The 21,445-nt window shown below is 68.8% G+C and carries 15 protein-coding genes and 1 pseudogene; 13 read left to right on the top strand and 3 right to left on the bottom strand.

Features of this window, described 5'->3' with window-relative positions:
• The 3 genes from LIG30_RS07510 to LIG30_RS07500 all read left to right on the top strand — a co-directional run bounded on the left by LIG30_RS07510 (position 1) and on the right by LIG30_RS07500 (position 2,952).
• Positions 1-555, top strand: a complete 555-nt coding sequence (locus LIG30_RS07510) for a carboxymuconolactone decarboxylase family protein (RefSeq protein WP_038711003.1) — start codon at positions 1-3, stop codon at positions 553-555.
• A gap of 419 nt (positions 556-974) precedes the next feature.
• Entirely contained in the window at positions 975-2,141 is a 1,167-nt protein-coding gene (locus tag LIG30_RS07505; RefSeq protein WP_235510238.1) for an O-antigen ligase family protein, read from the top strand.
• A complete protein-coding gene (locus LIG30_RS07500) occupies positions 2,128-2,952 on the top strand; it encodes a glycosyltransferase family 2 protein (protein WP_038710950.1) in 825 nt (274 codons plus the stop codon). The genes LIG30_RS07505 and LIG30_RS07500 overlap by 14 nt, the downstream gene beginning before the upstream one ends.
• A gap of 138 nt (positions 2,953-3,090) precedes the next feature.
• On the opposite strand, the gene ahpF is transcribed toward LIG30_RS07500, so the two are convergent.
• The 3 genes from ahpF to LIG30_RS07485 form a co-directional block, all read right to left on the bottom strand.
• Positions 3,091-4,683, bottom strand: coding sequence for an alkyl hydroperoxide reductase subunit F (ahpF, locus tag LIG30_RS07495; protein WP_038710948.1), 1,593 nt, complete (start codon positions 4,681-4,683; stop codon positions 3,091-3,093).
• Positions 4,684-4,799: 116 nt separating this feature from the next.
• Positions 4,800-5,363, bottom strand: a complete 564-nt coding sequence (gene ahpC, locus LIG30_RS07490; RefSeq protein ID WP_038710947.1) for an alkyl hydroperoxide reductase subunit C — start codon at positions 5,361-5,363, stop codon at positions 4,800-4,802.
• Between the two features lie 122 nt (positions 5,364-5,485).
• The gene (locus LIG30_RS07485; protein ID WP_038710945.1) at positions 5,486-6,388 is read right to left on the bottom strand and encodes a LysR substrate-binding domain-containing protein; all 903 of its coding nucleotides are present in this window, start codon (positions 6,386-6,388) and stop codon (positions 5,486-5,488) included.
• 180 nt (positions 6,389-6,568) lie between these two features.
• Here LIG30_RS07485 and LIG30_RS07480 point away from each other — a divergent pair, with 180 nt between their 5' ends.
• The 10 genes and pseudogenes from LIG30_RS07480 to LIG30_RS07435 all read left to right on the top strand — a co-directional run.
• The gene (locus LIG30_RS07480; protein WP_038710944.1) at positions 6,569-7,738 is read left to right on the top strand and encodes a branched-chain amino acid ABC transporter substrate-binding protein; all 1,170 of its coding nucleotides are present in this window, start codon (positions 6,569-6,571) and stop codon (positions 7,736-7,738) included.
• Between the two features lie 68 nt (positions 7,739-7,806).
• Positions 7,807-8,349: an L-2-amino-thiazoline-4-carboxylic acid hydrolase gene (locus LIG30_RS07475; RefSeq protein ID WP_038710942.1), complete on the top strand. Its 543-nt coding sequence runs from the start codon at positions 7,807-7,809 to the stop codon at positions 8,347-8,349.
• Complete coding sequence (locus tag LIG30_RS07470) at positions 8,339-9,598, top strand: Zn-dependent hydrolase (protein WP_152986031.1); 1,260 nt, start codon at positions 8,339-8,341, stop codon at positions 9,596-9,598. The genes LIG30_RS07475 and LIG30_RS07470 overlap by 11 nt, the downstream gene beginning before the upstream one ends.
• Before the next feature lie 509 nt (positions 9,599-10,107).
• A complete protein-coding gene (locus tag LIG30_RS07465; protein ID WP_038710940.1) occupies positions 10,108-11,523 on the top strand; it encodes a circularly permuted type 2 ATP-grasp protein in 1,416 nt (471 codons plus the stop codon).
• A 67-nt stretch (positions 11,524-11,590) separates the two neighbouring features.
• Positions 11,591-12,532, top strand: coding sequence for an alpha-E domain-containing protein (locus LIG30_RS07460; protein ID WP_038710937.1), 942 nt, complete (start codon positions 11,591-11,593; stop codon positions 12,530-12,532).
• A gap of 8 nt (positions 12,533-12,540) precedes the next feature.
• Positions 12,541-13,506, top strand: coding sequence for a transglutaminase family protein (locus LIG30_RS07455; protein ID WP_038710936.1), 966 nt, complete (start codon positions 12,541-12,543; stop codon positions 13,504-13,506).
• A 98-nt stretch (positions 13,507-13,604) separates the two neighbouring features.
• Positions 13,605-17,015 (top strand): transglutaminase family protein, encoded by a 3,411-nt coding sequence (locus LIG30_RS07450; RefSeq protein ID WP_038710935.1) that lies wholly within the window; start codon positions 13,605-13,607, stop codon positions 17,013-17,015.
• Between the two features lie 205 nt (positions 17,016-17,220).
• Positions 17,221-19,827, top strand: a complete 2,607-nt coding sequence (locus tag LIG30_RS07445) for a circularly permuted type 2 ATP-grasp protein (RefSeq protein WP_038710933.1) — start codon at positions 17,221-17,223, stop codon at positions 19,825-19,827.
• A complete protein-coding gene (locus LIG30_RS07440; RefSeq protein ID WP_038710932.1) occupies positions 19,821-20,855 on the top strand; it encodes a transglutaminase family protein in 1,035 nt (344 codons plus the stop codon). The genes LIG30_RS07445 and LIG30_RS07440 overlap by 7 nt, the downstream gene beginning before the upstream one ends.
• Before the next feature lie 289 nt (positions 20,856-21,144).
• Positions 21,145-21,445: pseudogene (locus LIG30_RS07435) on the top strand (phage late control D family protein); the annotation flags it as partial.

Raw genomic sequence — 21,445 nt, 5'->3', positions numbered from 1 at the left:
ATGACCGACAGACTTCCTCCCTTCGATCCTGCCGCCGCGTCGGCGGCGCAGCGCGCCGTGCTCGACGAGATACTCGGCGGTCCGCGCGGCAACCTGAACGGCCCGTTCCTCGGCTGGATCGCGAGCCCCGAGCTGGCGCAGCACGCGCAGCGGCTCGGCGCGTTCTGCCGCTATCGCACCGGCTTGCCGCTGCGCCTGTCCGAGCTGGCGATCCTCGTGACGGCGGCGCGCTGGCGCTCGCAGGCGGAATGGCACATCCACCATCCGATCGCGCTCGAGGCCGGCTTGCCGGCCGCGACGGCCGAGGCGATCCGGCAGGGCGTGCGTCCCGTGTTCGAGTCGGACGACGACGCGCTGATCCATGCGTTCGCGAGCGAGCTTGACGAAACCCGGCGCGTCAGCGACGCGACGTTCGCGCGCGCGGTCACGCGCTTCGGGCACGAGGTCGTCGTGAACCTGGTCGGCCTGCTCGGCTACTACGCGCTCGTCGCGATGACGCTCAACACGTTCGGCATGCGCGCCGACGGCCAGACTGACCTGCCGTTTGCGGAGTGATGCGCGGCGCCGGCCATCTTGACTGAAGGTGGTTTCTGAAGTAACGTCACGCACGCCATGCGTCGTCCCGGCTGTGCGGCGGAAAGGCGCGCTTCGACAATCACTTACTCCATGTCTGTCATACCGTTGTCCCTGCGACTATCGTGATATGCGGCACGATTGGCAAGGATTTCGCGCGCAGCCAGTGCAGTCGGGGTCTACCGCTGGCGAGTATCGCCGCGTCCGGCTGCATTGTTGCCTGCCGAGTCATTCCTTCTCCTTCGTCGGAGCGCCTGTTGAGGCGCGATCCTCCCCTGATGTCCTTCAATTTCAGGCTGCCTGCCCCCGCTGTACGCACGGATCTGTTTCCTGCCGCCGTGTTCGCGCTAATCTGTGCCGCACCGTTGTTTCTGGTCACGATCAGAGGGTGGGCGAGCGTCGTGCTATTCGTCTGCGGCGTCGGTGCTGCCGCGTGCCTGCTGCTCCGGCGGCCCGGCCAGCCGATCCAGGCGACGGAGATCCGCGCCGCCAGGTGGGTCGCCGTTACGCTGCTGCTGCCGGTGACGGCGATCCTGCTGAGTTCGGCCTTCCGCGGGAAATTTTCGGGGTCGCTGTTTGACAGTCCGTCGAGATTCGTGATCGCCATTCCGGTCCTGCTGCTCGTCCTCCGGCACCGGTTCAGCGTGGCCCGCTGGCTGCAATACACGATTCCGGCCACGCTGGTGCTCACGCTGCTGCTGCTGCGCTTCGTCGAAGCCCCGGTTTATTGGGGCGACGGCCGGATGGCCACCTATTTCGCCGATCCGCTGACGCTCGGCCAATACGCGATCACGCTCGGATTGATGAGTCTCGCGTCGATCCATCTGTTCGGAAAGGACAGCTACGCGCTCGTCGCACTCAAGTGCGCCGGTGCCGCGATCGGCTTTTACCTGTCGATCCGCTCCGGAAGCCGTTCCGGCTGGCTCGCCGTGCCGATCGTGCTCGCTTTCCTCATGCTGTCCCGGCGTCACAAGCTGCCTGGGCGTGAAGGCATCGTAGCCCTCGTGGCGGTGGTCGCGGTGCTCGTCGCCGGCTACGATCTGTCGCCGACGATCCACGCGCGCGCGAACCAGGCACTGCTCGACTACATGAGCTACAACTGGACCGGCATCGCGCCGGACACCTCCGTCGGCCTGCGCATCACCTTCTTGCGTCTCGGCGCGCACCTCGTTGCGACGGACCCGCTGCGCGGCTTCGGCGACAACGGTTTCGCATCGGCGTTGAACGTGCCGGCCCTCGCGTCGTTCGCGTCGCCTTTCGCGCGGGATTACGCGCTGCACGCGGGCTTTCACAACGAGGTGATGACGAATGCGGTGCGGTCGGGCGTCTGGGGTATCGTCGCGACGCTCGCGCTGTTCATCGTGCCGCTGCTCGTCTTCTGCCGCGCGATGCGTTCGCCTTCCCGCGAGCGTATCGCGAACGGCACGCTGGGGGTCGTATTCATGATCGGCCAGATCGTGAGCAGCATGAGCACCGAAGTGTTCAACCTGAAGTTCACCGCCAGCTTCGCCGCGGTTTTCATCGCAGCGCTGTGTGGCGCATCAATCGCCCGCTATGGACAAGAATAAGTACTCGATCACCTTCGCGTGCTACAACCAGCTCGAGTACACGCAGAAGTGCGTGGAGAGCATGCTCAGGCACGGCACGCCGCTCGACCGGCTGGTCGCGGTCGACAACGCATCGAGCGACGGCACGCTGGATTATCTTCGCAGCCTTCCGCTGGGCGGGGTCATTCACAATGCCGATAACCTCGGCTGCGGAATCGCGTGGAACCAGGGCGCGCTGCACCAGCAGGCCGAATGGACGATCGTGATGAACAATGACGTGCTCGTGTCCGCGAACTGGGTCGAGCATCTGATCGGCACGGCCGAACGGCACGGCCTGAAAGCCATTTCGCCGGCGCTGATCGAGGGGCCGCTCGATTACGATTTCGACGCGCAGGCGCCTGTCTGGAGCGAAAACATGCGCGACGCGCTGCGGATGGGCGCGCGCCATGCCGTCTGCATCGCCGTGCACCGCAGCGTCTGGCTCGAGGTCGGCTACTTCCAGCCCGTGCCCAAGCTGCTCGGCTACGAGGACACGCTGTTCTTCAACGAGCTGGACAAGGCGGGCATTCGCACCGCGATCACCGGCGCCGCGTGGCTGCATCACTTCGGTTCGATCACGCAGACCGCGATGAAGCAGGAGCGTGGCCTGGCCGACAAGAGCGGGCTCGGCAATCGCAAGAATTACCGCCTGCTGCATCAGAGCACGTTGACGCGCAAGTTGAACAAGCTGAAGCTGAACAAGCTGAAGAAAGCCTGGCGCGAAAGCGAGCTGGCCCGCTACGGGATGACCATGCACGGCTGGCGCAAGCAGGGCGGCTTCGAGTGGCTGTGACGGCGGCACCGCGGGCGTTTGCCCGCGTGGTGCGAAAGCGGGCGGCATGCGATCGTCTGCCCGCCGCCAATCCGCGACGATCGTGAAAATGGCCCGCGCACCCATGACGGCGCGCGGGGCCGGCAGAAACATCTTCCGTCATGCCGCGACGGTTTCGGCCTGCGGCGCCACGTCCACCGGCGCGACCTCCTGCCGAATCAGGTGATCGAACGCGCCGAGCGACGCCTTCGCCCCTTCGCCGACCGCGATCACGATCTGCTTGAACGGCACCGTCGTCACGTCGCCCGCGGCGAACACGCCGGGCACCGAGGTTGCGCCGCGCGCGTCGACCACGATCTCGCCGTGTTTCGATAATTCGACTGTCCCTTTCAGCCATTCGGTGTTCGGCACGAGGCCGATCTGCACGAACACGCCTTCGAGGTCGATGCGCTTCATGTCGCCCGTGCGCCGGTCCTCGTAGACGAGACCGTTCAGCCGGCTGCCGTCGCCGGTCAGCTCGGTCGTCCTTGCCTGGGTGACGACGGTGACGTTCGGCAGGCTGCGCAGCTTGCGCTGCAGCACTTCGTCCGCGCGCAGTTGCGCGCCGAATTCGATCAGCGTGACGTCGCGGACGATGCCCGCCAGATCGATCGCCGCCTCGACGCCTGAATTGCCGCCGCCGACCACCGCGACGCGCTTGCCCTTGAACAGCGGGCCGTCGCAGTGCGGGCAGTACGCGACGCCGCGGTTGCGGTACTCGCGCTCGCCCGGCACGCCGATCTCGCGCCAGCGCGCGCCGGTGGCGAGTACGATCGTCTTCGCCTTGAGCACTGCGCCGCTCGCGAGGCGGATCTGGTGCACGTCGCCGGGGATCAGTGCGTCGGCGCGCTGCACGTCCATGACGTCGACGTCGTATTGCTTCACGTGCTGTTCGAGCGCGGCCGCGAACTTCGGCCCCTCGGTTTCCTGCACCGACACGAAGTTCTCGATCGCCATCGTGTCGAGCACCTGGCCGCCGAAGCGCTCGGCGACCACGCCCGTCGCGATCCCCTTGCGCGCGGAGTAGATCGCAGCGGCCGCGCCGGCCGGGCCGCCGCCGACGATCAGCGTGTCGAACACCGGCTTGTCGTCGAGCGCCCTGGCGGCGCGTGCGCTCGCGCCGCTGTCGAGCTTCGCGAGGATCTCCTTGACGCTGCTGCGGCCCTGGCCGAACGGCTGGCCGTTCAGGAACATCGTCGGCACCGCCATGATCTGGCGCGCGTCGACTTCGTCCTGGAACAGCGCGCCGTCGATCGCAACGTGGCGGATGCGCGGATTGATCAGCGACATCACGTTCAGCGCCTGCACGACCTCCGGGCAGTTCTGGCACGACAGCGAGAAGAACGTCTCGAACGCGTAGTCGCCGTCGAGCGCGCGGATCTGCTCGATCACGTCGCCGTCGAGCTTGATCGGGTGGCCGCCCGTCTGCAGCAGCGCGAGCACGAGCGACGTGAATTCATGACCCATCGGAATGCCCGCGAAACGGATGCCGGCCGGCTTGTCCGGTTCGCCGATCGAGAACGACGGCTTGCGCTCGGCATCGCCGCGGCGCTCGATGACGGTCACGCGCGGCGTCAGCGACGCAATCTCGTTCAGCAGCGCGAGCAGTTCCTGCGACTTCGCGCCATCGTCGAGCGACGCGACGAGTTCGATCGGGCGCGTGATCTTGTCCAGATACGCTTTCAATTGGGTCTTGAGATTGGCGTCGAGCATGGCGATTCGGATTCCGTAATGATTGTGGTCGGGCAGGTCGTGCCGGGATGGGGTGGGCGGGCCGCACGGTGCGGCGGCCCGCCGTCGCGCGCCGGGTGGGGCGCGCGGCCGGTGCGTCAGATCTTGCCGATCAGGTCGAGCGACGGCGTCAGCGTCTCGGCGCCCGGGGTCCACTTCGCCGGGCACACTTCACCCGGATGGGCCGCGATGTACTGCGCGGCCTGCACCTTGCGAAGCAGTTCGCCCGCGTCGCGGCCGATGCCGTTGTCGTGGATCTCGCACAGCTTGATTTCGCCTTGCGGGTTGATCACGAACGTGCCGCGCAGCGCCATGCCTTCTTCCTCGATCAGCACGTCGAAGTTGCGCGACAGCGTGAGCGTCGGATCGCCGATCATCGGATAGCGGATCTTGCCGATCGTGTCCGACGTGTCGTGCCACGCCTTGTGCGTGAAGTGCGTGTCGGTCGACACCGCGTAGATTTCGACGCCGAGCTTCTGGAATTCCGCGTAACGGTCGGCGAGGTCGCCCAGCTCGGTCGGGCACACGAAGGTGAAGTCGGCCGGGTAGAACACGACGACGGACCACTTGCCCTTGAAGTGCTCGTCGGTGACGGGCACGAATTCGCCGTTGTGGTATGCGGTGGCCTTGAACGGCTTGATGGTGGTGTTGATGATCGGCATCTGCGTTTCCCTTTGTGTCGGTGATGTCTGAGGAAGCGTCAGTATCCGGTTTCATCCGTCCGATGTGAAATTGCTTGTTTCAATAGTCGGCATCGTGAATTTCTATCCGCGCGTGCGCGGCGTCACGCGGAGGCGGCCGCCATGCGCGTCAGCCACTCGGCGAGACGCCGCGCGCCGTCGGGCAGGTCGCTGTCCTCGCGCGTGCACAGGTAGTAGTCGCGTCCGTCGTCGAGTGCATGGTCGAACAGCTGCACGAGTTCGCCGCTCGCCAGCTCGCGGGCGATCAGCGGCGCGCGCAGCAGCGCGACGCCGAGATCCGCGCGCGCGGCGCTCAGCGTCAGTTGCCCGTCCTCGAACAGCGGGCCGACCACGTGCGGCGCGTGCCGCACGCCCGCCCCCTGCAGCCAGTTCACCCAAGCGCTGCGGTCCTCGTCGTGAACGAGCGGCGCGCGTGCGAGATCGGCTGGCGTGCGAAACGGCCCGTGACGCCGCAGGAACGATGCGCTGCACACCGGCACCATCGCGCCGGGCAGCAGCCGCTCGCAACGGTAGCCGGTCCAGTCGCCGACGCCGAAGCGGATCGACAGGTCGGACGCGTCGCTTCGATAGTTGCGGTGATGCGCGTACAGCACGGTGACGTCGACATCGGTGTTGTCGGCGAGAAAGGTGTGCAGGCGCGGGATGAACCAGCCGATGCCGAACAGCGGGATCAGGCTGATGGTGATCTGCCGCAGCGACGAGCGGTCGCGCACGAAGCGCGTCGCGCTGCGCAGCACCGAGAACGCGGCGCTGATCGACCGGTAATAGTCGCGGCCCTCGTCGGTGAGCGCGAGCAGCCGGCCTTCGCGGACGGTCAGCGGCGTCTGGATGAACGCTTCGAGCAACTGCAGCTGATGGCTCACCGCGGACGGCGTGATGTCGAGTTCGGCCGCCGCCGCCGTGACCGAGCCGAGACGCGCGAACGCCTCGAACGCGCGGACCGCGCGCAACGGCGGGTCGTTGGGTGTTTGTTCGATATTTTTCATGTATCAAATTTTATAGAACAGCCTGGTTATGGTGCAAGCATGAAATATCTTGTGTTTACAGCGAATTAAGCTATTGTTTCCGGAATGGCATAAGCATCCAACAATTGAATATTTGAGCGGGTTGCGATGACTGTTTAGTATTTTTCATGTTTTGTCTTGGCGATACTTCGATCCCCGCACATGAAAACCGCTTTCTCCACCTTCGGCCTCGCGCTGTTTTCGGCCACGCTGGCCGCTTCCGCGCCTGCCGCGCTCGCGCAATCCGCGCCGCAGACGGTCCTGATCGGCCTCGCCGCGCCGCTGACCGGCCCGTCTGCGCGGATCGGCAAGGATCTGCAAAACGGCGCGCAACTCGCGATCGACGACGCGAACAGCAAGCGCCCGACGCTCGGCGGCAAGCCGGTCGTCTACAAGCTCGTCGCGGTCGACGACCAGTCCGACCCGCGCACCGCCGTCACGGTCGCGCAGCAACTCGTCGACCGGCACGTCGCCGGGGTCGTCGGCCACTGGAACACCGGCTGCAGCGTGCCGGCGTCGCGCGTCTACCGTGACGCGGGCATTCCGCAGATCGCGCCCGCATCCACCGGCCATCAATACACGCAGCAGGGCTACGCGACGGCCTTTCGCATCATGGGCCACGACGACGCGGGCGGCGCGTACACCGGCGCATACGCGGTCGGCACGCTGAAGGCGAAGCGCATCGCGGTGATCGACGACCGCACGTCGTTCGGCGCGGGGCTCGCGGCGCAGTTCATCAGCGGCGTGGAGGCACATGGCGGCACGATCGTCGATCGCCAGTACGTGAACGACAAGACGACCGACTTCAGCGGCGTGCTGACGGCGATCAAGGGCAAGCGCGCGGATCTCGTGTTCTTCGGCGGCCTCGACGCGCAGGCCGCGCCGATCGCGCGGCGCATGCGCCAGCTCGGGCTGCGCGTGCCGCTCATCGGCGCGGGCGGCTTCGTGAGCCAGACGTTCCTGTCGCTCGCGGGCAAGGACGGCGAGGGCGTGACGGCGCTCGAACCGGGCCTGCCGCTGTCGCGGATGCCGGGCGGCAACGCGTTCGACGCGCAGTATCGGGCACGCTATCGCGCGCCGATCGAACTGCACGCGCCGTTCGCGTATGACGCGGCGGCGACGCTGATCGCCGCGACGCAGAAAGCCGGTTCGACTGCGCCCGGCAAGCTGGTCGCGACGCTGCACGCGATCGACCGGCCGGGCGTGACGGGCGAGATCGCGTTCGACGAGGCCGGCAATCTGAAGAACCCGGCATTCACGATCTATCAGGTGCGTGGCGGCAAGTGGGCGGTCGTCGACGTGCTCGGCGGCGCGCGCGCCGCCGTGAAGTGACTTCGAGCTTTGCATGGGACCAGAGTAAGCGCTGAAGCGCTAACTCAGGTCGACACGAGACAATACACATGACTGAAACCACCCAGACGCCGGCCGCCGCGCCGGACGACACGCGCCTCGGCATCCTCGCGCGGCGCCGCATCGAGGCGGAGATCATCAAGCCGATCTACGAGATCATGAAGCGCGAATTCGGTATCGAGCGTGCACAGGCGGTGATCGCCGAGGCCGTGCGCGGCGCGGCGGTCGACGCGGGGCGCACGTTCGCCGCGCAGGAGCCCGACGGCACGAGCGTCGCGTCGTTCATCGCGCTGCAGGTGCTGTGGGAGAAGGACGACGCGCTCGACGTCGAGGTGCGTCGCGCGGACGACACGCATTACGACTACGACGTGCATCGCTGCAGCTATGCCGAGATGTACCACGCGATGGGGCTCGGCGAGATCGGCCACCTGCTGAGCTGCGCGCGCGACAGCGACTTCATCCAGGGCTACGACCCGCGCATCGCGCTCACGCGCACCAGCACGCTCATGCAGGGCGGCACGCGCTGCGATTTCCGCTATCGGCTCGCCGGCGCGCCGCAACCTGATGCGCAAGGAGCGGACGATGCGGCATGACGGCGGCACGCGCGCGCCGCGCGTCAACGGCGACCGGCTGTGGGCGTCGCTCGAACGGATGGCGCAGATCGGCGCGACGCCGAAGGGCGGCGTCTGCCGCCTCGCGCTGACCGAGCTCGACCGCGCGTCGCGCGACCTGTTCGCCCAATGGGCGCGCGACGCCGGCTGCACGGTGCGGGTCGACCGGATGGGCAACGTGTTCGCGCGCCGCGCAGGCCGCGATCCGCATGCCGCGCCGGTGATGACCGGCTCGCATGCCGATTCGCAGCCGACGGGCGGGCGTTACGACGGCATCTACGGCGTGCTCGGCGGGCTGGAAGTGGTGCGCGCGATGAACGACGCGCAGGTCGAAACCGAGCGGCCGATCGACGTCGTGATCTGGACCAACGAGGAGGGCTCGCGTTTCGCGCCGGCGATGATCGCGTCGGGCGTGTTCGCGGGTGTCTACACGCTCGAATACGGGCTGTCGCGCGCCGACGGCGCGGGCACGACGATCGGCGATGCGCTCGAGCAGATCGGCTACGCGGGCGTCGAGCCGGTGGGCGGCTATCCGGTGCACGCGGCGTACGAGCTGCATATCGAGCAGGGCGCGATCCTCGAGCGCGCCGGCAAAACGATCGGCGTCGTGACGGCGGGGCAGGGCCAGCGCTGGTACGAAGTGACGCTGACCGGCGTGGACGCGCATGCGGGCACGACGCCGATGGCGTTCCGGCGCGACGCGCTCGTCGGCGCGGCGCGGATGATCGCGTTCGTCGATGCGCTCGGGCGGCGTCACGCGCCGCATGCGCGCGCGACGGTCGGCATGATCGAGGCGCGGCCGAATTCGCGCAACACGGTGCCGGGCGGCTGCTTCTTCACGATCGAGTGCCGTCATCCCGACGACGCCGTGCTCGACGGGATGGATGCCGCGCTGCGCGGCGAGCTCGAGCGCATCGCCGCGCAGGCCGGCCTTGCCGCGCAGATCGAGCAGATCTTCCGGTATCCGCCGGTGCCGTTCGCGCCGCGCTGCGTCGACGCGGTGCGCGAGGCGGCCGACGCGCTCGGGCTGCCGCATGCCGACATCGTGTCCGGCGCGGGGCACGACGCCTGCTATCTCGCGCGCATCGCGCCGACCGGCATGATCTTCGTGCCGTGCGTCGACGGCCTGAGCCACAACGAAGCCGAAGCGATCACGCCGGAATGGGCCGAGGCGGGCGCCAACGTGCTGCTGCGCGCGGTGCTGGCGAGCGCGCAGGAGCCGGCCGCCTGACGGCGCGCGGTGCCGGCGCCGGCGGATCCGGCGCATCAGGCCGGCCGCGCGGCGTCGCGGCCGGCGTCATTCGCCGCGACGCGGCACGGCGCCGCGCTTTCCCGACTTATCCCGCTCCCTCCTGCGCCGCAGGCTGTACGCCCAGCGTCCGAGCGCGCCGTAACACGCCGTAACGCGCCATCCGCCGTTTCCGCCTTCCCCTCGCTTACTTCCCGTCGGTTGCATATTCGTGACACGAACGCGGACTAAGGTCGATACGAAATACCGGTCGTCGCGCCATCCGCGCGCTGCCGTCGCGCCGCCATGCGACGCGCGGACGGGCCGTGCGCTGACTCGGCGCATGCCGGGCCGCGCGCGCGGGGCGCGCCGCACCGCCGTGGTGCGCGATGCCGCGCGAGCGTGCCGGGCCGGCCGAAGAATGGAGGAATCGCAAGGCACGCTCCTTGCTCATCAGTATTGACGCCGGTCCGGCACACAGGGTGCCGCGAAAACGATGGAGATAATGATCGATGAAGCCATTCGATGAGATGCTGCAACCCGGCGACACTGTCCGGGCGCCTTATGCGCGCCTGAAACAATGGCTCGACACGCAGAATCCCGCGAGCCTCGCCCAGAAGGCCCACGACGCCGAAAGCGTCTTCCGCAAGACCGGCATCACCTTTGCCGTGTACGGCGATGCCGAGGCGGCCGAACGGCTGATCCCGTTCGACATCGTGCCGCGCGTCCTCTCCGGCCAGGAGTGGAGCAGGCTGTCGCTCGGCATCGAGCAGCGCGTGATGGCGCTCAACGCGTTTCTCGACGACATCTATCACCGCCAGGAGATCGTGCGCGCCGGGATCGTGCCGAAGCACCTGATCGCGCACAACGACGCTTTCCTGCCGGAGATGATCGACTTCCGGCCGCCCGGCAACGTCTATACGCACATCATCGGCGTCGACATCGTGCGCACCGCCGAGAACCAGTTCTACGTGCTCGAGGACAACGCGCGCACGCCGTCCGGCGTCTCGTACATGCTGGAAAACCGCGAGACGATGATGCAGCTCTTTCCGGAGCTGTTCCAGCGGGTCAAGGTACGGCCGGTCGAGACCTATCCGCAGATGCTGCGCGAGTCGCTCGCGGCAGTGTGCCCGCCGGGCGGCAACGTGGACAACCCGACCGTCGCCGTGCTCACGCCCGGCATCCACAACTCCGCGTATTACGAGCATTCGTTCCTCGCCGACCAGATGGGCGTGCATCTCGTCGAGGGCAGCGACCTGCAGGTGATCGACGGCCGCGTCGCGATGCGCACGACCGAGGGCTTCCGGCCGATCGACGTGCTGTATCGCCGCGTCGACGACGCGTTCCTCGATCCGCTCACGTTCCGGCCCGACTCGGTGCTCGGCGTCGCCGGGATCATGGACGTGTACCGCGCGGGCAACATCACGATCGCGAACGCGCCCGGCACCGGCATCGCCGACGACAAGGCGATCTACTCGTACATGCCGGAAATCGTGCAGTTCTACACGGGCCGCAAGGCGCTGCTGGAGAACGTGCCGACCTGGCGCTGCGCGGAGGCCGACAGCCTCAAGTACGTGCTCGAGCATCTGGACGAACTGGTCGTGAAGGAGGTGCACGGCTCGGGCGGCTACGGGATGCTGGTCGGGCCGGCCGCGTCGAAGGCGGAGCGCGAGGCGTTCGCCGCGAAGCTGCGCGCGCGGCCGTCGAACTACATCGCGCAACCCACGCTGGCGTTGTCCACGACGCCGATCCTGACCGAGAAGGGCCTGGCGCCGCGCCACGTCGACCTGCGTCCGTTCGTGCTGGTGTCGGACCGGATCCGCATCACGCCGGGCGGCCTGACGCGGGTGGCGCTGAAGGAAGGCTCGCTCGTCGTCAATTCGAGCCAGGGCGGCGGCACCAAGGACACCTGGGTGCTCGCCGACTGACCGCCGCACCACGCGATGCGCGCCCGGACGCGGCGCGCAATCAGAACAACGACGGAGTGGATCACAGATGCTTCTTGGACGCACTGCGAGCGGTCTCTACTGGATGTACCGCTATATCGAACGCGCGGAGAACACCGCGCGCATCGTCGACGCCGGCCTGCGGATGGCGTTGACGCGCACGACCGACGCGCCGGCCGAATGGTCGTCGGTGCTCGTCAGCTCGGGCGCGGACGAAGGCTATCGCCGGAAATACGACGCGTACGCGGCCGATACCGTCACCGACTACCTGCTGCGCGATCGCGACAACCCGTCGAGCGTGCTGTCGTGCATCGAGGACGCGCGCTCGAACGCGCGGATGGTGCGCACCGCGCTCACGCGCGAGGCGTGGGAGAGCGTCAACGGCGCGTGGCTGTCGATCGGGCGCGGCCTCGCGCAGCCGGTGCCGGCGAGCGAGCTGCCGGCGTTTCTCGATCAGGTGAAGCGCGAGACGGCACTGATCCTCGGCAGCTTCTACAGCACGATGCTGCGCAACGAGATCTTCAATTTCGCGCAGATCGGCGCGTTCATCGAGCGCGCGGACAACACCGCGCGCATCGTCGACGTGAAGTATCACCTGCTGCTGCCGTCGGTGTCGCACGTCGGCACGATCCTCGACAACTACCAATGGGAGACGATCCTGCGCTGCGTCGCCGCGCACCGCTCGTACCGCTGGATGTACGACGTGCAGTACAAGCCGCTCAACATCGCCGACTACCTGATCCTCAACGGGCGGATGCCGCGCTCGCTGCGGTATTGCTACGGGCGCGTCGTGTCGAGCCTCGACATGCTCGCGAAGGATTACGGCGTCACGCATCCGTGTCACGAGACCGCCGCGACGATCCTGCAGATGCTGTCCGACAACAGCGTCGAGCGGATCTTCAAGAGCGGGCTGCACGAATTCCTGACCGACTTCATCGGCCGCAACAACAGCCTGGGGCAGGAAGTCGCCCAGGCCTACAACTTCGACTGAGACCTGCCATGCGCCTCGCCATCCGACACATCTCGCGTTATCGGTTCGACGATCATGTCACGCACGTGCTGCAGCGCCTGCGCCTGCGGCCGCAATCGGGGCCGGGGCAGACCGTGCGCGCATGGCAGGTGACGATCGACGGCATCGAGCCGACGCTGTCCTATGCCGACGGCCTCGGCAACCGGATCGACCTCGTGCGGCACGAGCGCGCGGTCAAGCCGGAGATCGTGATCGTCGCGGCGGGCGTCGTCGAGACGCAGGATCGCGCGGGCATCCTCGGCACGACGGACGGCTATGCGCCGCCGTGGATCTTCGAGCGCGAGACACCGCTCACGCAGGCCGGCGACGCGATCCGCGCGCTCGCCGACGCGCTGCCGGTCGAGCAGCGCGGCCTCGATGCGCTGCACTGGCTGATGACGGAAGTCCACGGCCGCATCGCGTATGCGCCGAACGGCGCCGACGCGCCGCTCGATGCGGAGACCGCGCTGCAGAACGGCGAAGGCACGAGCCGCGATCACGCGCATGCGTTCATCGCCGCCGCGCGGGTGCTGAAAATTCCGGCGCGCTACGTGTCCGGCTATCTGCTGGCCGACGGCGCGATGCAGCGCATGGCCGAGGCGATGCAGCACGCGGGCGGCGCGGAGGAGGCCGAAGCCGCGCTGCAGGCCGGCAACGGCATGCGGCAGGCGCTCGGCGCGGCGCGCGCTGCGCCGGGCATGCCGCAACCGTCGCTGGGCGCGCGGCAGCAGGCGCTCGCGCTGATGCAGCCGTCCGCCGGCCATGCGTGGGCGGAGGCCCATGTCGACGGGCTCGGCTGGGTCGGTTTCGACCCGTTCATGAACCGCTGCCCGGACGAGCGCTACGTGCGGATCGCGGCAGGACTCGATTACCGCGACACGCAGCCGGTGACCGGTTCCGGCGCGCAGCCGCTCGGCGTGGAGATCAGCGTCGTGCAGTCGCCCGAACTGGTCTGAACCCGCGCGTCGCCACCCAACCCGTGATGCCGTGCCGCGGCTGACGAAGCCGCCGCGACACGGCCGCCCCGATCCAACCCGAACCGAGCAGCCTTGCCATGCCCATTCACGTCGCGCTGCATCACACCACCCGTTACCGTTACGACCGCCTCATCAACCTGGGGCCGCAGATCGTGCGTCTGCGTCCCGCGCCGCACTGCCGCACGCCGATCGTCTCGTACTCGATGACCGTCGAGCCCGCGCAGCACTTCGTCAACTGGCAGCAGGATCCGTTCGCGAACTACATGGCGCGGCTGGTGTTCCCGGAGCGCACGCGCCACTTCGAGGTCACGGTCGATCTCGTCGCCGAGATGTCGGTGTACAACCCGTTCGACTTCTTCCTCGAGGAGAGCGCCGAACGGTTCCCGTTCCGCTACGACGACGCGCTGCTCACCGAGCTCGCGCCGTATCTCGCGTGCGACCCCCAGACGACCGATGCGCCCGCGTTTCGCGCATACCTGGACGGGATCGACCGCACGCCGTCCGGCACCGTCGACTTCCTCGTCGCGCTCAACCAGCGACTGCAGCACGACATCCGCTACCTGGTGCGGATGGAACCGGGCGTGCAGACGCCCGTGCAGACACTCGAGCTGGCGTCCGGCTCGTGCCGCGACAGCGGCTGGCTGCTGGTGCAGCTGTGCCGGCACCTGGGGCTCGCCGCGCGCTTCGTGTCGGGCTACCTGATCCAGCTGACGCCGGACGTGAAGTCGCTCGACGGCCCGAGCGGCACGTCGGTCGATTTCACCGACCTGCATGCGTGGTGCGAGGTGTATCTGCCCGGCGCGGGGTGGATCGGCTTCGATCCGACTTCGGGGCTGCTGGCCGGCGAAGGGCACATTCCGCTCGCCTGCACGCCGCAGCCGACCAGCGCCGCGCCGGTCGAAGGGCTCGTCGACGAATGCGAGGTCGCGTTCGAGCACGAGATGACGGTGACGCGCATCCACGAATCGCCGCGCGTGACGAAGCCGTACACCGACGCGCAGTGGGGCGCCGTGCTCGCGCTCGGCGACGCGGTCGACGGCGCGCTGACGGCGGGCGATGTGCGGCTCACGCAGGGCGGCGAGCCGACCTTCGTGTCGATCGACGACCGCGACGGCGCCGAATGGAACACCGATGCGCTCGGTCCGACCAAGCGCGGCTACGCGACGGAACTGGTGCAGCGGCTGCGCGCGGAATACGGCCAGGGCGGCTTCCTGCACTTCGGGCAGGGCAAGTGGTATCCGGGCGAGCAACTGCCGCGCTGGGCGCTGTCGATCTACTGGCGCGCGGACGGGCAGCCGGTCTGGCAGGATCCCGCGCGGTTCGCCGACGAGCGCGCGCCGTCGTCGCTTACGACGGACGACGCGAAACGCTTCATCGACGCGCTCGCCGCGCGCCTGAACCTGACGCGCGACCACATCCGCCCGGGGTATGAGGACGTCTGGTACTACCTGTGGCGCGAACGCCAGCTGCCGGTCAACGTCGATCCGTTCGACTCGCGTCTCGACGACGAGCTGGAGCGCGCGCGGCTGCGCAAGGTGTTCGAGCAGAAGCTCGACAGCGTCGTCGGCTACGTGCTGCCGCTCAAGCCCGCCGACGCCGGGCCCGGCCTCGACGGCCCCTGCTGGGAGACCGGGCCGTGGTTCTTCCGCGACGAGCGGATGTACCTGATGCCGGGCGATTCGCCGATGGGCTACCGGCTGCCGCTCGATTCGCTGCCGTGGGTGAGCCGCGGCGATTACCCGTACCTGATCGAGCGCGACCCGTTCGCGCCGCTCGCGCCGTTGCCGAGCGCCGACATGTTCCGCGCGCGCTACGCGGCGCATGCCGACGCGACGCGCCATCTGGCCGGCGTGCAGCGCGAAGCGCTGCCGAACACCGTGATGCAGTGGCGCGACGACGGGCGAGCACACGGCGGACGCGCCGCGCCTCCCGCGCCGCGCTATCCGGAGCGCTTCGAGTCGGCCGCGTGGATCACCCGCACGGCGCTCTGCGTCGAGGTCCGCAACGGCATCCTCTACGTGTTCATGCCGCCGCTCGCCGCGCTCGAGGACTATCTCGACCTGTTGAGCGCGGTCGAGCTGACCGCGCAGACGCTCGACGTGACGCTCGTGCTCGAAGGCTATCCGCCGCCGCGCGACGCGCGCCTGAAGCTGTTGCAGGTGACGCCGGACCCGGGCGTGATCGAGGTCAACATCCACCCGGCCAGCCATTTCAGCGAACTGGTTCACCATACCGAGTTTCTGTACGACGCGGCGTACCACTCGCGGCTGTGCAGCGAGAAGTTCATGGTCGATGGCCGCCACGTCGGCACGGGCGGCGGCAACCACTTCGTGCTCGGCGGCGCGACGCCGGCCGACAGCCCGTTCCTGCGTCGCCCGGACCTGCTCGCGAGCCTGATCGGCTACTGGCACAACCATCCGTCGCTGTCGTACCTGTTCTCGGGGCTGTTCATCGGCCCGACGAGCCAGGCGCCGCGCGTCGACGAAGCTCGCAACGATCAGGTCTACGAACTTGACATCGCGTTCAAGGAGATCCAGCGCAACACGCTGCTGTACGGGCAGGACATGCCGCCGTGGCTCGTCGATCGCGTGCTGCGCAACATCCTGATCGACGTGAGCGGCAATACGCACCGCAGCGAGTTCTGCATCGACAAGCTGTACTCGCCCGATTCGCCGACCGGCCGCCTCGGCCTGCTCGAGCTGCGCGCGTTCGAGATGCCGCCGCATGCGCGGATGAGCGTCGTGCAGCAACTGCTGCTGCGCGCGCTGATCGCGCGTTTCTGGACGACGCCATACACCACGCCGCTGACCCGCTGGGGCACCGAGCTGCACGATCGCTTCATGCTGCCGGCGTTCCTGCAAATGGATTTCGACGACGTGCTGACCGAGCTGCGCGAGGCCGGCTTCGCATTCGACGCCGCGTGGTTCGCGCCGCACTTCGAGTTCCGCTTCCCGTTGTTCGGACAGATCGCGGTGCGCGGCATGCAGCTGTCGCTGCGCGGCGCGCTGGAGCCGTGGCACGTGATGGGCGAGGAGGGCGCGGCCGGCCACACCGTGCGCTATGTCGATTCGTCGCTGGAGCGCCTCGAAGTGCGCGTCACCGGCCTGAACGACAACCGCCACGTCGTCACCGTGAACGGCCGCGCGCTGCCGCTGCAGCCGACCGGCACCGCCGGCGAGTACGTGGCGGGTGTGCGCTACAAGGCGTGGGGGCCGCCGTCTGCGCTGCATCCGACGATCGGCGTGCATGCGCCGCTGACCTTCGACATCGTCGATACGTGGATGCAGCGCTCGCTCGGCGGCTGCCGGTATCACGTCGCGCACCCGGGCGGACGCAACTACGCGACGTTCCCGGTCAACGCCTACGAGGCCGAAAGCCGCCGTCTCGCGCGCTTCGTCGCGATGGGGCATACGCCGGGGCGGATGGACGTCGCCGCGGCGTCGCCGAGCCGCGAGTTCCCGTTTACGCTCGACCTGCGGCGCACCTGACGCGGCGTGCGACGGAACCGGAGGAGACCGCATGACGACCCGTCGCCGGGCCACACACGAAAACGCACCGGCGCGAATGCTAGGATGCCGGCAGAACCTGCGCCGCCGCGCCCGTGCGCGGCGGCGCACGCCCGTGGCCGCCCATTCATGACCGACCGACATCGTGCCGCCCCTTCACCCCGACGACCTGGCTGACGCCGACGCCATGCATACGCTCTTCGATTCCGGGTCGCTGCCGGATGCCGCGGAACTGGCCGCCGCGCTCGCCGCGCCGGCAGCCGCCGGACGCTACGACGAGCTGCGCGGCGGCGCGGCCGGCCTGCAGGCGCCGGCGCTCGCGCCGATGTGGCGCGACTTCTTCACGCAGCTCGGCAGCGATGGCGTGGCCGACCTCGACCGCCGCGCCGACGCGCTGCAGCGGCGCATGCGCGAGAACGGCCTGTTCTATCAGCTGCACGAGCAGCGCGTCGGCGACGGCGCGACCGGGCCGTGGTCGCTGGACCTGCTGCCGCTGATCGTCGCGCCGCACGACTGGGCGGCGATCGAGCGCGGCGTGCTGCAGCGCGTGCGCCTGCTCAACGCGATCATGGCCGACATCTACGGGCCGCAGACGATCCTGCAGCGCGGCCTGCTGCCGCCCGCGCTCGTCACCGGCCACCCCGGCTACCTGCGCCCGATGCGCGGCGCGCGGGTGCCGGGCGACACCTGGCTGCACGTCGTCGCGTTCGATCTCGCGCGCGGGCCGGACGGCCAGTGGCGGATGCTGGCGCAGCACACGCAAGGCCCGGCCGGCCTCGGCTACCTGCTCGAAAACCGCCTGATCGTGTCGCGGCTCTTCCCGCGCGCGTTCCGGGGGATGCGGGTGCAGCGGCTCGCCGCCAGCTATCGCGCGCTGCTGCAAAGCATGCAGGCGCTCAGCCCGGCCCGCAAGAACTCGCGGATCGTGCTGCTGACGCCGGGGCCGCACAGCGCGACGTATTTCGAGCACGCGTATCTCGCGCGCTATCTCGGCCTCACGCTCGTCGAGGGCGGCGACCTGACCGCCCGCGACAATCGCGTGTTCCTGAAGACGCTGAGCGGACTGGAGCCGGTGCACGGCATCCTGCGGCGGGTCGACGACGCATGGCTCGACCCGCTCGAGCTGCGGCCCGATTCGCTGCTCGGCGTGCCCGGGCTGCTGCAGGCGGTGCGCGCGGGCAACGTGCTGCTCGCGAATGCGCCGGGCTCGGGGTTTCTCGAATCGCCGGGCGTGCTGGGCTTCTTGCCGCGCCTCGCGGAAAGCCTGCTCGGCGAGACCCTCAGCCTGCCCGCCGTGCATTCGTGGTGGTGCGGCGAGGCTGCCGCATGTGACGACGCGTTGCCGCAGCTGGCGCGCAGCATCGTCAAGCCGGCCTTTCCGCCCGATGTGCAGGCGGGCGGCGGCTTCGATCCGGTGATCGGCGCACGCCTGAGCGCCGCGCAGCGCGCGGCATGGCGCGCGCGGATTGCCGCGCAGCCCGCGCACTACACGCTGCAGGCCGATCTGCCGCTGTCGCAGGCGCCGACCTGGCCGGGCCGCGCGCAGCCAGGCAGCGCCGACACCGCGCGCCTCGTGCCGAAGCCGCTGTTGCTGCGCGTGTTCGCGCTGGCCGACGGCGCGAACCGCTGGCGCGTATTGCCGGGCGGACTGTCGCGCGTCGGCGCGCGCGACATGCTGTTCAACGCGCCGATGCCGCGCGGCGGCAGCACGATCGACACGTGGGTGATGACGGAAGGCGTCGTCGATCCGACGACGCTGCTGCAGACGCATCTCGGCCCGGACGACCTGACCGCGCGGCCGCGCGCGATTTCGAGCCGCGCGGCGGAGAACCTGTTCTGGCTCGGCCGCTACACCGAGCGCGCGACCAACCTGATGCGGCTCGCGCGCGGCGCGCTCGAGCGCCTGCGCGGCGAGGACGACACCGACAGCCCCGCGCATCTGCAACTGCTCGATACGCTGTGCCGCGACACCGGGCTGATCGGCGCCGACACGCCGTATGCGGTCGACGCGCCGCGCGCGTTCCAGCAGGCGCTGAGCGCGTCGCTCACGCGCGGCGCCGACCGCGCGACGGGCATCGCGTCGTGCCTGTTCGGGATGCGCGGCGCGGCGGCGGCGATCCGCGAGCGGCTGTCGCGCGAGCAATGGCGGCTGATCGACGATGCGACGCAATTGTTCGCGGACAGCGCGGGCAATCCGGAAGCGGAGGATCAGCTCGGCAACAACGCATTGCAGCTGCTGGAGCGGCTCGGGCTGGTGCTCGGCGCGATCACGGGCGCGCAGACCGACAACATGACGCGCGACGACGGCTGGCGGCTGCTGTCGATCGGCCGGCAGATCGACCGGCTGGATTTTCTGTGCAGCGTGCTGAAGTTCGCGTTCGAAGAGGGCGCGGTGCACAAGCAGGACGGCTTCGAGCTGGTGCTCGAGCTGTTCGACAGCGCGATCACGTTCCGCTCGCAATACCAGCGCTGCTTCGACGTCGCGCCGCTGCTCGCGCTGCTCGTGCTCGACGGGGACAACCCGCGCTCGCTCGCGTGGGTCGCGCAGGCGTTGCGCGGGCGCCTGACGAAAGTCGAGCGCGGCGAGGGCTATGCGCTGTCGGAGCTGGCCGATGCGATTCCCGACGTCGCAGGATGGTCGCTGCACGCGCTGTGCGAAACCGGCGAGGGAGGGCGCCACGACCGGCTGCTGGCGGAACTCGACGCGAGCGTGAAGGCGGTCTGGGAGCTGTCGAACCGGATCGGCGAACGCTATTTCAGCCACGTACGCGAGGCAGGCAGGACGCTATGGTGACGATGAAATCCGCGGTGCGCGCCGAGCCCGCCGCCGAGCGCCGCCGCGAGCCGAAAGCGGCCACTGCGACCGCTGCGGCCGAGCCGGGCCGTGTGCTGCGTGTCACGCACGATACCCACTATCGCTACGCGGCGCGGGTCGAATCCGCGCAGCATCAGGCGCGGCTCAAGCCGCTGTCGACGCCGCGGCAAAAGCTGCTGTCGTTCGCGCTCGACATCGAGCCGAAGCCGGAGTCGGTCGGCGTCGAGACCGATGCGTTCGGCAACGAGCGCGCGTCGTTCGCGCTGAACCAGCCGCACGACGCGCTGTTCGTGCGCAGCCGCAGCGTGGTGCGGGTCGCCGCGCCGGCGTGGTCGGCCGGCAAGCGCGGTGCGCCGCCGCCCGCGATCGCGCAGCCGGATGCCGCGCATGCGAGCGCGTGGGAGGCGGTGCGCGACCGGTTCTGCTATCGCGCGGGGCAGCCGTACGATGCGGCGAGCGAATTCGTGTTCGCGTCGCCGCACGTCGCGTGTCATCCGGAGCTGGCCGCGTACGCGTCGGCGAGCTTCACGCCGGGCCGGCCGCTCGTGCAGGCGGCGTGGGAGCTGATGCGGCGCATCCACGCGGAATTCGCGTATGCGCCGGACAGCACCGACGTGACGACGACCGCGCTCGATGCGCTCGCGTTGCGCAAGGGCGTCTGCCAGGATTTCGCGCACGTGATGATCGGCGCGATCCGCTCGCTCGGGCTGGCCGCGCGCTATGTGAGCGGCTACCTGCTGACCCAGCCGCCGCCCGGACAGCCGCGCCTGATCGGCGCGGACGCGTCGCATGCGTGGGTCGAGGTGTACGACCCGCTGTGGCCGGAGGACGGCGGCTGGCTGCAGCTCGACCCGACCAACGACCGCGCGCCGGGCGACGACTACGTGATGCTGTCGGTCGGCCGCGACTATGCGGACGTCACGCCGCTGCGCGGCGTGATTCGCGGCGGCGGGGCCGATCAGGTGCTGAAGGTCGCGGTGACGGTCGAGCCGCTGGAGGAGGTGTGACGGCGGATGCGATGATCGCGTTGCGTTCGCCGGGCCTCCGTTCAGGAGCACGACTGGATTGCCGGTAAGGATTCGAAGTATTCCAAATCGATAGACGCGGTGACCGTCTCTGGTATCGAGGAGGCCGCGGACGTTTTTTTGCCGACGTTAACTCGCCCAGTGATTTTAGGAATAGTCCGATCGACATTTACCTGATGATTTGCTTAACTCGTGCGCATCTGACGGCATCTCGTCCGTAGCGGCAACGCGGGCGGTCGTGCCGGTTGGGAAACCTAACGACAGCGGCGCCATGCGAACCATTCAGGATGTGCTCCAGCACCGGAGCGCAATCGTCACCCAGCCTTTCCATCTCGAGATCGCGACGCTGCAGTCGCCGGTGTCCGTCTTCTCGTTCGTCCTGAACGAGGCAATGAACACGCCGTTCCTCGCGGACATCACCGCCACCTCGCCGGACAAGCGCATCGACGGCGCGGCGGTGGTCGGGCGGCCGGCGATCTTCACGATCGAGGAGTACGCGTCGGTGCCGTCGATGCCGGGCCTGATCGAGCCGGTGCGCCACGCGGCGCGCACCGTGCATGGGATCGTCACGA

The sequence above is a fragment of the Burkholderia sp. lig30 genome (assembly GCF_000687455.2).
In the GTDB taxonomy this organism is placed as follows: domain Bacteria; phylum Pseudomonadota; class Gammaproteobacteria; order Burkholderiales; family Burkholderiaceae; genus Burkholderia.
This window is presented reverse-complemented; position numbering and strand designations above follow the sequence as displayed.